Annotated in this window: 15 protein-coding genes; 2 read left to right on the top strand and 13 right to left on the bottom strand. The window is 41.8% G+C overall.

From position 1 onward, the window contains the following. Nucleotides 1–17: 17 nt before the first annotated feature. Nucleotides 18–203, top strand: coding sequence for a hypothetical protein (locus BUB05_RS13360; protein ID WP_073050121.1), 186 nt, complete (start codon nt 18–20; stop codon nt 201–203). Then, nucleotides 203–2,359, top strand: a complete 2,157-nt coding sequence (locus tag BUB05_RS13355) for an ATP-grasp domain-containing protein (protein ID WP_073050120.1) — start codon at nt 203–205, stop codon at nt 2,357–2,359. The genes BUB05_RS13360 and BUB05_RS13355 overlap by 1 nt, the downstream gene beginning before the upstream one ends. Nucleotides 2,360–2,410: 51 nt before the next feature. On the opposite strand, the gene BUB05_RS13350 is transcribed toward BUB05_RS13355, so the two are convergent. The 13 genes from BUB05_RS13350 to BUB05_RS13290 form a co-directional block, all read right to left on the bottom strand. Then, complete coding sequence (locus BUB05_RS13350; RefSeq protein WP_073050119.1) at nt 2,411–2,983, bottom strand: glutamine amidotransferase-related protein; 573 nt, start codon at nt 2,981–2,983, stop codon at nt 2,411–2,413. 14 nt (nt 2,984–2,997) lie between these two features. Further along, entirely contained in the window at nt 2,998–4,080 is a 1,083-nt protein-coding gene (locus BUB05_RS13345; RefSeq protein WP_073050118.1) for a CorA family divalent cation transporter, read from the bottom strand. 149 nt (nt 4,081–4,229) lie between these two features. Next, a complete protein-coding gene (locus BUB05_RS13340) occupies nt 4,230–4,427 on the bottom strand; it encodes a hypothetical protein (protein ID WP_073050117.1) in 198 nt (65 codons plus the stop codon). Between the two features lie 12 nt (nt 4,428–4,439). After that, the gene (locus BUB05_RS13335) at nt 4,440–5,444 is read right to left on the bottom strand and encodes an ABC transporter permease (protein ID WP_073050116.1); all 1,005 of its coding nucleotides are present in this window, start codon (nt 5,442–5,444) and stop codon (nt 4,440–4,442) included. A 13-nt stretch (nt 5,445–5,457) separates the two neighbouring features. After that, a complete protein-coding gene (locus BUB05_RS13330) occupies nt 5,458–6,573 on the bottom strand; it encodes an ABC transporter permease (protein WP_073050115.1) in 1,116 nt (371 codons plus the stop codon). After that, the gene (locus tag BUB05_RS13325) at nt 6,574–7,428 is read right to left on the bottom strand and encodes an ABC transporter ATP-binding protein (RefSeq protein WP_073050114.1); all 855 of its coding nucleotides are present in this window, start codon (nt 7,426–7,428) and stop codon (nt 6,574–6,576) included. It abuts the gene before it with no gap. A gap of 209 nt (nt 7,429–7,637) precedes the next feature. Then, nucleotides 7,638–8,249 carry a TetR/AcrR family transcriptional regulator gene (locus BUB05_RS13320; RefSeq protein WP_073050113.1) on the bottom strand — a complete coding sequence of 204 codons (612 nt, stop codon included), beginning with the start codon at nt 8,247–8,249 and terminating at the stop codon, nt 7,638–7,640. Nucleotides 8,250–8,269: 20 nt separating this feature from the next. Continuing rightward, the gene (locus BUB05_RS13315) at nt 8,270–9,472 is read right to left on the bottom strand and encodes an efflux RND transporter periplasmic adaptor subunit (protein WP_073050112.1); all 1,203 of its coding nucleotides are present in this window, start codon (nt 9,470–9,472) and stop codon (nt 8,270–8,272) included. Between the two features lie 265 nt (nt 9,473–9,737). Further along, entirely contained in the window at nt 9,738–10,307 is a 570-nt protein-coding gene (locus BUB05_RS13310) for a hypothetical protein (protein WP_073050111.1), read from the bottom strand. 14 nt (nt 10,308–10,321) lie between these two features. Further along, nucleotides 10,322–10,975, bottom strand: a complete 654-nt coding sequence (locus BUB05_RS13305; protein ID WP_073050110.1) for a cysteine hydrolase family protein — start codon at nt 10,973–10,975, stop codon at nt 10,322–10,324. 117 nt (nt 10,976–11,092) lie between these two features. Next, nucleotides 11,093–11,659, bottom strand: a complete 567-nt coding sequence (locus tag BUB05_RS13300; protein ID WP_073050109.1) for a hypothetical protein — start codon at nt 11,657–11,659, stop codon at nt 11,093–11,095. Between the two features lie 70 nt (nt 11,660–11,729). Beyond that, nucleotides 11,730–12,128 (bottom strand): secondary thiamine-phosphate synthase enzyme YjbQ, encoded by a 399-nt coding sequence (locus tag BUB05_RS13295; RefSeq protein ID WP_073050108.1) that lies wholly within the window; start codon nt 12,126–12,128, stop codon nt 11,730–11,732. A gap of 283 nt (nt 12,129–12,411) precedes the next feature. After that, nucleotides 12,412–13,914, bottom strand: coding sequence for a SulP family inorganic anion transporter (locus tag BUB05_RS13290; RefSeq protein WP_073050107.1), 1,503 nt, complete (start codon nt 13,912–13,914; stop codon nt 12,412–12,414). Nucleotides 13,915–14,011: the final 97 nt, after the last annotated feature.

Raw genomic sequence — 14,011 nt, 5'->3', positions numbered from 1 at the left:
AAGTTGGAGTATGAAAAATGAAAAACAAGAAAGACTATTTTGATTTAATTGATGACAACGATTATTCCGATTTTATATTGAAAAAAGAAAAGATAAAAAAGAATAGAAAAATAAAATCAGAAAAGACCAGGGAAAATACAAGTTTTCCCAAGCGTAAAAAAAGAAAACCTCTTGATGACCCTGACCTGGAAGGTGGGTATTAATGAGAGTTGCAATAATCTACAATGAAGACCGAAGCGGTGTAATCAATACCTTCGGCATGCAAAACAAGGAAACATACAGCTCTAAGATAGTTAAAAAGGTTGCATCATCCCTTGAAAAAGGGGGACACAATGTCGAGATAATAGATGGAAACATGAATGTAATCGACAACATCCGAAACTTTCTTCCCCGTGTAAAGGAGGGGGAAAAATTCGGCCTTGTTTTCAACATGGCTTATGGAATACAGGGTGAAAGCAGATATACCCATATACCCGCCATGCTTGAAATGCTTGGCATACCCTATGTAGGATCATCGCCTTCAGGACATGCAATAGCCCTTGACAAGGTCATAACAAAAATAATACTGCAGAAAAACAACATACCGACACCTGACTTCTGGACATTTTCTTCCTCCGACGAGGACATGGAAAATATAGATTTCCCGGTAATTGTGAAGCCGAAGATGGAAAGCGTGTCATTTGGCCTAAGGGTCGTTGACAATGTAGAAGACCTGAGGGATGCAGTAGATTTCATAGTAAGTGAATTCAAGCAGCAGGCACTTGTAGAGAAGTTCATCAGAGGCAGGGAATTTGCAGTTGGACTATTGGGAAACGACCCCGTCGAAATATTCCCCGTACTCGAAATAGACCTTGAAGGTGACCCCGATGCAATTCAGACTGTTGAAGACAAACTTAAGAAACCTAAAGCAAAAATCTGCCCGGCCGACATTCCGGAGGAACTTTCCCGGGTCATGAAGGATATAAGTCTCAAGGTTTTCAAGGTTTTAGGCTTAAGAGACTTCGCCAGGGTTGACATACGTCTGGACGAAGAAGGCAATGCATATGTCCTTGAAGTCAACTCAATGGCAAGTTTGGGCGCAAACGGTTCATACGTCAATGCCGCCGATAAATGCGGATATACATTCACCAGCCTCGTCAACAGAATACTTGATGTGGCTGCAAACCGATACTTTGCCGAGGAGTTCTCGTCTTCATCCTTATACGAGAAGACCACCAAAGTGGACCTGCCGGCAAGGCTCAGGGGTTATTTCAGAAACAACAATCAGAACACCCAGAGACTCCTGGAGGAATTGGTCAATATCAACAGCCATGTAAAAAATATAAACGGCATAAACAGAGTGGGCAACATAATGAAAAGCAAACTTTCCGATCTTGGATTTTCACAGGAGATATTCTCACAATCCGAGGTAGGAAATATAATGTTCTTCACCAACACCCAAAGCGAGACATACGACTGTCTCATTATAGGCAATTTGGATAATATCAAGGGACTGGGCGAGCATGACTATTTCAGCAGCAGTGACCATAAGTATTTCGGCTCGGGAGTCTGGGAAAACAAAGGCGGACTGTCAGTAATGCTTCTCGCTCTAAAAGGGCTCAAGTATTCAAGGCTGCTGGGCAAGGTGAAGATAGGAATACTGCTGACAACCGATGATACAATGAAGGGCAGTTACTCAAGAAGAATTATCAAGGACAAATCGTCTGTTTCCAAGGCAGTGTTGGGCCTTCACGGCGCATACAAAGACGGAGGAATGGTAACTACAAGATCCGGTTCTGCCTTGTACCATTTGGAGATGACTCTAAAAAGTTTCACAGACAACTCCGATGTCGCTATGGCATCTGCACAGTTCGCCAAAATAATCGGAGACCTGTCAAAGATGACCGACAGCGAAAAGGGCATAATTATAGCGCCAAAGAAAGCTTCAATGGATACGAACATTTCCGAACCATTTGTTCGTTGCGAGGCCCAGATAAGCGTGAAGTACAGAAACAGCGATACCTTTGAAAATATAGACGCAAGAATAAGAAAAGCTGCATCGGCACTCAAGAGCAAGAAAATGCTTGAGTTTCAAATCGAGGGTGGACGAAAGAGATCACCCATGGAATACAGCGAAGCAAGTCAAAGTCTCATGGAAAATATAATAGAACTGGGAGAAAAGCTGGATATAAAGGTAAGCGGCGAACACAGATGGAGCTCTGCAAATATAGCCCTTTCAGACAGTACCAAACCCATGATTGACGGATTCGGCCCCAACGGATTCAAGGACAGGAAAGGTAATGAATATATACTGAGCCATACAATAAGCGAAAAGGCACTTCTTCTGGCTATGACTTTGAAAGAACTAACAAATCTATAAAACCATGAAAGGATGGGAGACCCCATCCTTTTTTATAGCCTTCATGGCTGATTACAGACCGCATATACTAATGAAGTTCCTCATTATCCTTATTCCATCCTGTCCTGAAACCTCAGGATGCCCCTGGAAACCATATATCGGCTTGTCGGCATGTCTTGCAATTTCATATTTACAGCTGTCCGATTCACCAAGATTAATAAAGTTCGGCGGAAGTTCCGATATATAGTGTGTATGTTTTTCCTTGAGGTAAATCTCCGAGGTTCTCAATCCATCGAATATGGGATCAGCGGTATCAAGAATTCTGACCTTTTCTTTCTTGTTCACAGGATCAGCCATCCTCTTGATTCTTCCCCTGTATGCAACAGCCAGTATTTCAAATCCCAAACATATACCCAGCACCGGCACATCAAAATTCATAAGTGAAACTAAATCTGCAGTAAGGTTAAGGGGTTCATATGGGGTTCCCCTGCCTCCTGACAGTATTATACCATGGACTTTGGCCTTGGATGACAGTATTATAGGTTGATTGTGGTCAAAGAAAATATAGTCGAAATCCTCTTCAGCCAGGAAGTTCCTCTTGAAAGTCTTTATATAGCTGCTTTGATTATCAATAATAATCAACATGGCACAACCTCCCATCAAAACCATTTCAATATCTTAAAAATTGATATCATGGCAAAAGACATCGCGATGCAGGAAGCTATGAAATAATAGAATCCGACATTGTTGCCGAGTCCCGGAATATATTCAAAGTTCATGCCGAATACTCCGGCAAGAAACGACAGGGGTATGAAAACAGCTGAAAATATTGTCAGTGTAGTCATTATCTTGTTCATATCGTTGGAATTGTTGACCATGTAGTTGTCGAATAATCCGTCTGCAGTCTCCTTCTGCAGCGACGACTCGTTAAGCGCCATCCTCGCATTGGACGCCAGTGACTCCATATGTGCTGCATACTTGACGCTGTTGAAGTTTTCGTCCCGCAGCAGCTCGTTCACCATTTTTTCAACAGCTCCCGAGCTGAGCCTGAGCATCATTATTTTCTTTCTCAAATCATGAAGAAACTTGCCGTCGATGGCTCCTGATTCGACCAGCTCCTCCTCGATCCAGTCAATGTCCGTCCTTGTCCTTTCCAGAACATTCATGTAATTGTCAACAAGGGCATCCAGAAGACAGAAATATGCGTATTCCACGCCATTCTCCCTTATGCTTCCAAGACCGTTCTCAAGCCTGTGCCTCACTGAATCGAAAACATCCCCTTTCTTCTCCTGGAATGTAAGTATGACATTTCCCTTCATATATACGCTTATATTTTCAGAAACCATTGATTCCCCCTTCAGGCAAATCATCTGCAGGCTGTTCAAAATATATTCTTCCGATATTCTGAACATGCTGTGCTTGTTGATGTTCAATATCTGCTCCAGTACAAGCATGTCTATTCCAAAGAAACCGCCGATTCTTTTAATCTCCTCCACATGGTTTATCCCAGTAATGTTTATCCAGTTTATCGTTTCGCTACTGTCCTTAAGTGAACCCAGATATTCCTCCAAGCTCTCAGTATTTCTGAAATTCCTGGTTTCAATCACTTCTGCATCAAATGATATGCATTCTATTTCAAAGGGTTCTGATTTGATTCCCTTGTATATCAGCGTACCCGGTATGTGATTGACAAAACGCTCCCTGCCTGCAATTTGTTTGTGTTTGCTCTCCTTCATCTTCATACTCCCTCTCCTAGGATTTACACTTGAATCAATATACTTCTTCATTTCATCAACCTGCTTTATATAGAAGAAGGGGAAGCCACTAAGACTTCCCTTCCATCACAATTCTCCATGATGTCCTTCCATATGCTTGTGAACTCGCGCCGCTGTCACTTTGTCAACAGCCATATGCCAAGAACCAGAAAACCCAGTGCCCATATGTAAAAGAATATTTCAGTCCCCTTGTCTCCCAGAAACTTCTTGAACAGCTCAATCTTCTTCATGTTCCAGATTTTTTCCGGTTTCATGACTGCAATCAGAACAACCGCCAAAGCATACACAACTGCCAGAATTCCCCATATCGTCATCTTGATCCCTCCTTATTCCAATCCTTTTCTTATTTTTGGAGCTAAAACAACAAATACCACCGCACTGATACCCAGCACTATTCCGGAATACCTTATTATATCCACAAATGACCCGCTGCCTGACAAAACCAGATTGTTCCCCTTGTAGCTCCAGTAAAACGGTATCCAGTAAAAAAAAGGCTGCCATTTATCCGCCAGAAGCTCTATGGCTGCAACACTTCCGAATAGGGGCAGAAACAGCATCTTCATGTTTCCCGCCGCAGTCATGACGTCGTCGTTGTTGATTCCTTCAATAAAACCGATGAGGATGCTTATTATGCAGGAAGTGGTTATCATCAAAAATGCATGGAGGTAGTTAATGTCCCTGAATCCCGTAATCACAAGCATCAGGAAAGCGCCCACCACAGGAACGAATACTCCTATGATGCTTTTGCCTGCAATGAATCCCAGTCTGGAAACAGGAGACACATGTATGGCGCTGATGGTGTTCTCGGTTTTTTCCTCAACGATATTCAGTGCAATGATCATCCCTCCCAGTATGGAGGTGAACATTACGGCAATATTGACCATAAGCTTCTTGAGGGGCGGAATGTCCCTCCCGTAATCAATTATTTCAGCCAGGGAGTCTTCCGTATCTATGTCGTAGTGATCAAAAGCGGTGAGATTCTTTACGTAGTCAACCACATAGTCGGGTTCGTTTCCCTGGGTAAGTATGAAATACTCTTCACCCTTTTCTGGAAGGACAGCTACAATATTATCCCTCTTCTTCACCCTTTCCTCGACGTCATCCAAGGTATCCAGCAGCTCAATGTTTGCAAACTGCTTGAAGAATTCCACCTGTTCAGGATTTTCCCCTTCCAGCAGAACTATCTCCACCGTTGTATCGTTTATACCCGGTGAGAAAACATTGATTACGACGGCGAATATTACAGGTACAACGAGTATGTAAAGTGTCAGAAAATTTCTGACACTCACTTTCATGTCCCTCTTGAATATCAACAATATCTTCCAAATCATATCGCACCACTCCTTATAAGGTCAGGGTTTTCTTGAACCTGTGATTGGCCAGCATGAAGATGTCCATCCCCAATACCGCAAACCCCAGCGAGGCAACAAGGACATAGGTTATGTTTCCGTTTACCGATATTATCTCCTTGAAGCTTTGGAGCATGACATAGCTTGGGATTATTTTCACCCAGTACGGATCCCAGCTTGGAGTGAAATAGGATATATTGGGCATTATAAAGAGTATTATAACAATGTAAAGCACGCCGAACGACTGCACTATGTCCTTGTAATAACTCGTTATTAGAAGCCCCAGCGAAGCTGCAAAGAATCCCGAAGTGATTATGAACAAAACCATGGCACCGTAGTTGGGCTGCAGTCCCATTATGGGAACCGTTATTATCGCCGTCGTTACCAAAGATGTGAGAACTATGACTCCGATCTTGCTCAAAAGATACTGCCATACGGATGAGGCCGTTACTGCATAGGCCTGAATAATTCCTTCATTCTTGTCGAGGAAAATATAGGCGGCCATAATGAACAGGCTCATTAGACTCCCGTTGTATGTCAGGAATACAGGTATAATGTTTTCCCTGTCGCTTAATGGTTCTATATCCTGATAAATGGATTTGACCGTTATATTGTCCGAGTAATCCTCGATTACATCATAGGCGGCTTTTTTGTTGTGGAATACAAGGAGCAGATTCCTCAGCTTCTGTGTTTCATATCCCTGGAGATAGTATGTATGTATGACCTGGTTGTCTTCATTCACCCGGACATGGACCACCGGCACCCTTTCGGAATTCGAAAAGGCGATAAGGGCCTCCATGCTTTCAAGGAGATAGATCTTGGATTCCTCGGTTTCATAAAGTTCAGCTGCATAGACGGTCTTGTCGGATTTCACTTCCACAAGTTCAGCAGTCTCATCAAGATCATCCTCCAGAAGGTTGTCCCTGTATTTATCCATGACTACCTGGGGCAAATCCAGATAAATGTAATCTTTCCCCTTGCTGTCAAAATCCTCGGGAACCAGGAAAGCAAGAATAAGCAGAAGCACGATGGACATGCCCAGTTCAATGTAGAAGTACCAGCTTTTTGAAGAAAGGATGAGCTCCTTTGTAAAACTGTACCATAGTTTCATTTACACCAGTCCCCTTCCTGTCACCTTGATGAATATCTCTTCAAGAGTGGCTTCCTTGGTATGCATGGTCCGTATTTCATGTTCCCTTATTACTTCAATCAATTTCTGCTTTTCTTCATGAACCACTGTGGAAAAACTGTCTTTGGCAAGTTCTCCGTTTTTGAAATATTCAACTTCCACCAGCTTTTCTCCGTATTTCACCTTCAGTTCCTTAGGTGAATCTATGAGCCTTATCTTGCCGTCAACAATGAATGCAACCCTGTTGCACAATTCATCTGCAATATACATATTGTGGGTGGTCAGGAAAATGGTAACTCCCCTTTCGTTTTCCTGCCTTATTATGTCTTTAATAGTGGCTGCTATCGCCGGGTCAAGGCCCGTTGTGGGTTCATCCAGAAACCACATCTCCGGATAATTGATCATGGACCTGGCGAATGTGAGCCTGTGCTTCATCCCTTTTGAATACTTCCCGGCCTTTATGTTCTCCTTGCCGTCAAGTCCCACCAGCTTTATGAGATCCATGGGATTTCTTGTTTCCACATCGAAAAGCTTTCTGTAAAATTCAAGGTTCTCAAGGCCGGACATCTTGTTGTAGACATTTGACTGCTCGAACGACATTCCTATCTTGTTGAACATCTTGTTCTTGATATGCTTGACATCATACCCTGCAACCTCCACCTCCCCCTTCTGGAGGGGCAAGAGTCCAGTCAGTATGTTCTGCGTAGTGGACTTTCCCGCTCCCGACGGTCCGAGGAACCCGAAAACCTCCCCTTTCCCGATTTCAAAGCTCACATCATCCACGGCATAGTTATCGTCATTGCTGTATGAATGGTAAAGATTCTTGACTTTTATCATCATCTTCCTCCCCGTATTTATATCATAACTTTAGTTGAGTTAATTCATGTGTTATTTGAAATACAAACGGTTCAATTGTATTTCAAATGTTATATGAATTAGCACGAAACTTGTTATGAGATAAAACTTCATTATTATTCTTCTTCATTACAATGCCGTATTTATATCATAACTTTAGTTGAGTTAATTCATGTGTTATTTGAAATACATCATCTGTAGAATCCTTTTCTCAGAACTTTTATATATCTGTCTACTTCATCCGCTATCTCATGGGTTTCTATGCTTTCACCGGATTCCATCCTCTTGAGATAGTTTTCCCCCATTTTCTCAAATGTCCATATGAGGATATTCATGATTTCATTTATTCCCATGTCTTCCCTGAAAAGCGAAAAGTCGATGTTTTCATGGTATACCTTCTCATATATATGTGGAACGTATTTTTCATAGGTCGCCTTCAAATCATCCATGGACTTGTTTTCGTAAATCCTTTTTGAAAAACCCATCAGATAAGGGTACTTGCGGCAAACCTCCAGCTTTATCATTACTATATCCTTGATGCGCCTCAGTATGTCGGGTTCCTCCCAGTCAACTCTTTCAACTATTGCATCGGCTATGGCCCTTATGGAGAAAATCTCCAGATATTCATAAAGCTTCTCCTTGCTCTGAAAATAGTTGAAAAGGGAACCTTTCGATATTCCCGCCTTTTCCACAATCCTGTTGGTGGAGGCTTTCTTGTACGTATTCCTGCTGAATTCCTCCATGGCACTGTTGATTATTTTTAGTCTCTTATTTTCATCCAAGTTTGACAGTCTGTCTTCCAAGATAAACACCTCACCGGTTCCTATTGGCTCTCCCCATACTTGAGAATCACCTTTTCCCCCTCTTCCAGTCCTTCCTTTATCTCAACGCGTCCGTTATCCGTCATTCCCGTTACAACCTCTCTTTGGACAGGCCCACCATCTACAAGTACATCCACATAATCTTTCATGTTTTCTTCATACACTGCATCCTGAGGTATGAGCAAGGACTCTTTTGATTCTTCTATAATTATCTTCGTTCCCACCTTGAGCCCAAAGGGCAGCTGGCTGGACTCCGGAAGATTTATCTCAACCCTCTGCCGATTCTCCTCGACTCCCAGCTCGGAAAAGACGATGAAGGCCTTGGGATGAACCTTTTCAACCTTGAGATTGCCGATCTCAAGGTTCAAATCCTCGTCAGCCACCGTTGCCTCCATACCGGCCTTGACCAACAATGCATCTTCAGCCATGAAATCCACCAATACATTTTTTACAGACGGATCCTGAATTTCAAGAATCTTAAGGCCTGCATAGGGAATGTCCCCTTCAAATGTATCCATTTCCGTTACAATTCCGTCAAAATCGGCATACACCATGGAATCTTCCCTTTCTTTTTCAAGGATTTCCAGGGAAAGCAGCAATACATCTATTTCCGCTTCGTATTTTGTCCTCATGTTTTCCGAAAGACCCTTGGCAAGCAGGTTATAGCTGTTTTGCGCAACAGCGAGACTGTTTTGCAGCTGTTCCAGGTCATTCACTGCATTTTCAAGCTCTATTTCTGCTACTACACCTTTGGAGTAAAGCTCTTCCATCCTGTCCTTGTTTTCCTTTGCCAAGGCTATGCTGCTTCTTATTCTGGAGATTTCCAGTTTTGCATTATTGATGCTTTCAAAGTCTGTTCCCGACAGAGCTTCCTTGTAGGTAGCCTCCAGTGCTTCTATCTGTTTTTCCACCTTCTGTATTTCCGTATCGCTGTTGTCTTCAAACTTGATAAGAAGCTGTCCTTCCTCTACATGATCTCCCAGTTCCACTTCGATTGTTTCAACCTTTCTTAAGCTGTTTCCATAATAGCTCCTGATATTTCCGGAGCTTACGGTACCGGTTTCTTCAACGTATTTAACTATTTCACCCTTTTCAATTTCAACCGTCACGTATTTTTCTCCGATATTCCTTGCCGTCAATAAATAAAATATTCCTGCCGCTACAGCTGAAAATATGACCAATGTGATAATCAGTTTCTTTTTCATAATTACCTCCAATTGACCAGTATGGTCACTTTAATTATATAACTTTAATTGACGGCAGTCAAGGGATGTGGCTGTGGACTGAAAGCAAAAAACACATAAAAAAACTCATTTCAATAAGGGTAATTTTATTGAAACGAGTTTTTCCAACCCTGAAATTTATATCACATTCAACTGTCTCTCCAAGTCAAATCCAATGCAGTAATAAAATGTGACCCGACATATCCGTCGTCATTTCCTGAATTTCGGTTTACCTCTTCCAAGCCCTTTAATCCTTTCCATAGGAATAGACAATAGTTGAATCGTTCAATCTTTCAAAATGTTTGAACCTGCTCCTTACTTCCTTTAAATCGAACAGCCATGCAGAAAACATTTCCCAGATCATAACCCATCCGCCGATAAAAAAGCCTTCGGATAAGACCGACAACAGCAGGGTCTCCTTAAAAAACTCGTCGAGATAAAAGCCGGCCAACAACAGTATGCTGCCGATAATCAAAAAGGTAACCATGTCCCTGACAACCCTGATTTTACGTTTTTTAAGTTTTCTTAGCTGATATCCGAAATAATTGTGCATGCCGATAACGCTTTTTTCTTCACGGACTTTGTTTTTGGATTGGTTCAAAATATGAAAGTCAATGATCATGTCATATTTGATTGGAATCTCATATGAACACTCCAGCAAATAATCCGTCAAGTCCTCATCAAGGTCACGGTTTGTAAAGGGTGAAAAATCCCATTCACTGTAAGCATCCCGGTAATCTTCCAATTGCACATCCACTACAAATGCATTCTTCCTGTCATCATATTTATAAAGTTTTTTAAGTTCTTTGATTTTCATACAACCACCACTGTTTAATTATACAATTTGATGCTGTTGGTCAGCATCATTGAAGCGGAAACCAGGTTCATAAGGGTTGCACTATGGACATCCTTCAGGTCAAAGCTTTCGACACCAGCCATTGGAACATGAATGTCAAGCTTCCTTCCAGTCTGGTTGCAGTAGCTTTTGAGGGTCAAGCAGAAATTCAAGACGCAAATATCCGTCACAAGTCCTGCAACAATTATATTCTTGACTGCTATGTTCTTGTCGAAAAACTCCTTGAATCCCGCAGCGAAAAAGCCGTTGATTGAATCCTTGTGAAAAACATCTCTCACCTTACCTGCAATGGACTCATGAAGCTCCGATTCAGATGTTCCGGCCAGAGCATGCTCAGGATGTGCCTCGAATTCAAGGGAATCGCTAGAATGGTAATCCGCAAATGCAATGGATGGAATACACTTTTTGTTGTCAGCCAGCTCCTTGACGCAGTCCATGATTCCACCGGCCAATGGATTGCTGTATACCCCTTCGCTGATAAAGCCATTTATTACATCAATAAAGACGATCAGCGTATCCTCTCTGTCAAAACTGTCTATTGAAAAGGGATCCAAACCATTCAAGCTTTCTTCGATATCTTCCAGGTTTCTCAGAATCTGATCTTTTTCCTTTTTGAAATCAATATGCATGTATGCACCTCTCATATATTTCTTGAATTAAATCACTGAAATGAAATATTTTTTGTTTCACCTGCTCTTTCATCGGTTAAATCGATAACGGACAGTCTCATCTGACTGCCCGTTGGTCTATTTGCTGCACAAGTTTACAGTTTCAATCATCAGGTTGTTTTCATCATACCTGTATTCCTCTTTCCTGCCCTTTGAGTCTTCCACAAAGATGCAGTTGCCCCTTTCGTCGTATTTCGACTTTTCCCAGTATCCATCGGAATCCTCATGGAATGTGCGATTGCCCTTGAGGTCATATCTTGACTTTGACCAGTATCCGTCGGAGTCTTCATAGGAAATAATGCAGTTGTCAAAGTATTTCCTCTTCTCCCAGTATCCGTTTGAATCCTCATAGAATACGAGATTGTTTTTCGGGTCATAATCATGCTTTTCCCAATATCCGTGGGAATCCTCGTGATGTATCTTGTTGCCTCTTATGTCATACTCATTCTTTGCCCAGTAGCTTTCTCCATTTGAATATTCAAAATATATTTCATTGCCGTTTCTATCGTAAATCCACTTCTTCCAGGCTCCATCCGAATTTTCAAAATAGATCTTCTTTCCCTTGTTGTCAAAGGCAACTTTTTCATTTTCGGAGTTGTATTCAAGCTCGTCAAGATCTATTCCCTGCCATAGATTCCTAGCCATAATCTCCACTCCTTTCAATTATTGTTTCCTTACTTTTATTATACACCCAATTACATGAAAAGTCTCCGAATCAATCGCTTTGAATCTTTACAACAACATTCCTGGTCCTCGGACCGTCGAATTCACAGAAGTATATCCCCTGCCAGGTGCCCAGGACAAGCCTCCCCCCTTCAACAATGATGGTCTGGCCCGATCCCATCATGCTTGACTTTATGTGTGCCGCCGAATTGCCCTCCCTATGCATGTAGCCGTCATCATGAGGTACAATCTTGTCGAGCTCCACAATAATATCCCTTGTAACATCAGGGTCGGCATTTTCATTTATTGTAACTCCCGCAGTGGTATGGGGAATGAACACGATACATACTCCATCATCCACACCGGACTCCCGTACAGCTTCCTTCACCTTGTCTGTTATGTCCACCAGGGAATCCCTTCCCTTAGTTCTAATACTGAACCGCTTTACCATTGCATTCCCTCCTCACGAAATTCAAGACCGGTCACTGAGTATGACCATCCAGTGCTTTTCTGTCTGATTCAGATTACCGCTGTTTTCAGCGGTTTTAATATATTATACCACGCTGTCCATCATACTTTTCGTAAATCTTTGTAAAGGATTCAGTGTCACTATAATCCGTGAAACTTTTTTAAACTACAAGAAAACGGACAGCCTCATCAGACTGTCCGTTGATCTATTCCCTACTTTAACCATACAACAAACTAAATAATGGCATAAATATTTGAAATTCACATCATTCCATAATATTGACATCCATAATGTCACTGGATCCTTGAATGAATGCAAAGCATTCGGTACTCAGGTTCCTGAGATGTACTGTCTTCCCAACATTCTTAAACTTTTCAGTCACTTTGTTTATTGCCTCTATTGCAGAATGGTCGAATATTCTTGCATGATTGAAATCTATGATAACGTCCTTGGTATCAACCGATGTGTCTATTGAATCAATAAAAGTTCTTACTGAACCAAAAAACAGGGCCCCTCTCAATGAATATACTTTTGAATCCCCTTCTATTGCCTTGTTGATATCTATCCTCTTTCCCTTTTCCCAGGCGAACACAAGAGATGCTACAATTACTCCTGCTGTAACAGCTATTGCCAGGTCGTATATTACAGTCATTGAAGATACAAGTACAATTATAAAGAGGTCGCTTTTAGGTATGCTTTTGGCTATCCTGAAGCTTGTCCACTCAAAAGTTGAAATGGAAACCACAAACATGACCCCTACAAGCACCGCTATGGGAATAATGTCTATCAAAGCAGATCCGAAAAGTATGAATCCAAGAAGAAACAATGCAGCTGAAATTCCGGAAAGCCTTTCCCTTGCTCCAGACTCCACATTTATCATGCTTTGTCCTATCATTGCGCAGCCTCCCATTCCTCCGAAAAGACCAGTCACGACATTTGCAAGTCCTTGTCCCAAACATTCCCTGTTTCCGCTTCCCTTGTTTTCAATTATTTCATCGACCAGAGTAAGCGTCATAAGTGATTCTATGAGACCTACGACTGCAAATATTATTGAATGAGGAAGAATGATCTTCAATGTTTCAAGATTCATCGGAACCATGGGCAGTTTGAATTTCGGCAATCCTCCGCTTACAGAAGCAATGTCTCCAACGGATTTTGTTTCGATGCCAAACATTCCAACCAGCACAGTAACAACAATGATCGCCAGCAAAGGTGCCGGTATTCCCTTCACAAACTTCGATCCAATATATATTATGCCAACAGTCAAGGCTACCAGTCCGGCCATTGTCAACAAGCTGCTTCCTGTCATCCATACCAGAACTCCATTTGCATTTTCAAGCTTGAAGTGGTTGAGCTGTGCAAGAAAGATCACAATAGCCAGTCCATTTACAAAACCAAGCATTACAGAATGAGGTATCATCCTTACCAATTGGCCCATTTTCAACAATCCTATGATAATCTGAATAATTCCCATAAGTATGACTGAAGCAAACAGATATTCAACTCCATATTGGGAAACAAGGTGAACCATCACCACTGCAAGTCCTCCTGTTGCTCCTGAAATCATTCCAGGCCTTCCTCCGAATACAGATGTTAGAAGTCCTACCATAAAAGCCGCATAAAGACCAACAAGAGGATCTACTCCTGCCACAAAGGCAAATGCTATTGCTTCCGGAACAAGTGCAAGCGCCACCGTAAGTCCAGCCAGTATTTCAATTTTAATTCTTATAAAGTTACAAGTATTACTTTTTAGTGTTTTGGTTGTCATAAATTCTCCTTAAAATATTTGTTCATTTCTTTCATAAAATTCACCAAGCCCCGACGGGCTCTGTTTGATTAATTAACCAGAATCGTTATATTAACAC

This window comes from Dethiosulfatibacter aminovorans DSM 17477 (assembly GCF_900142005.1).
Classification (GTDB): Bacteria; Bacillota; Clostridia; order Tissierellales; family Dethiosulfatibacteraceae; genus Dethiosulfatibacter; species Dethiosulfatibacter aminovorans.
The sequence above is the reverse complement of the archived record's forward strand: the minus strand, read 5'-3'. Positions and strand labels throughout refer to the sequence as shown.

Coding starts and splice junctions, on each gene's coding strand:
- BUB05_RS13340 (WP_073050117.1), bottom strand. CDS start 4,427: ATGACGATATGGGGAATTCTGGCAGTTGTGTATGCTTTGGCGGTTGTT.
- BUB05_RS13315 (WP_073050112.1), bottom strand. CDS start 9,472: ATGAAAAAGAAACTGATTATCACATTGGTCATATTTTCAGCTGTAGCG.
- BUB05_RS13305 (WP_073050110.1), bottom strand. CDS start 10,975: ATGCATATTGATTTCAAAAAGGAAAAAGATCAGATTCTGAGAAACCTG.
- BUB05_RS13355 (WP_073050120.1), top strand. CDS start 203: ATGAGAGTTGCAATAATCTACAATGAAGACCGAAGCGGTGTAATCAAT.
- BUB05_RS13335 (WP_073050116.1), bottom strand. CDS start 5,444: ATGATTTGGAAGATATTGTTGATATTCAAGAGGGACATGAAAGTGAGT.
- BUB05_RS13325 (WP_073050114.1), bottom strand. CDS start 7,428: ATGATAAAAGTCAAGAATCTTTACCATTCATACAGCAATGACGATAAC.
- BUB05_RS13345 (WP_073050118.1), bottom strand. CDS start 4,080: ATGAAGATGAAGGAGAGCAAACACAAACAAATTGCAGGCAGGGAGCGT.
- BUB05_RS13300 (WP_073050109.1), bottom strand. CDS start 11,659: ATGGCTAGGAATCTATGGCAGGGAATAGATCTTGACGAGCTTGAATAC.
- BUB05_RS13310 (WP_073050111.1), bottom strand. CDS start 10,307: ATGAAAATCAAAGAACTTAAAAAACTTTATAAATATGATGACAGGAAG.
- BUB05_RS13295 (WP_073050108.1), bottom strand. CDS start 12,128: ATGGTAAAGCGGTTCAGTATTAGAACTAAGGGAAGGGATTCCCTGGTG.
- BUB05_RS13330 (WP_073050115.1), bottom strand. CDS start 6,573: ATGAAACTATGGTACAGTTTTACAAAGGAGCTCATCCTTTCTTCAAAA.
- BUB05_RS13290 (WP_073050107.1), bottom strand. CDS start 13,914: ATGACAACCAAAACACTAAAAAGTAATACTTGTAACTTTATAAGAATT.
- BUB05_RS13350 (WP_073050119.1), bottom strand. CDS start 2,983: ATGTTGATTATTATTGATAATCAAAGCAGCTATATAAAGACTTTCAAG.
- BUB05_RS13360 (WP_073050121.1), top strand. CDS start 18: ATGAAAAACAAGAAAGACTATTTTGATTTAATTGATGACAACGATTAT.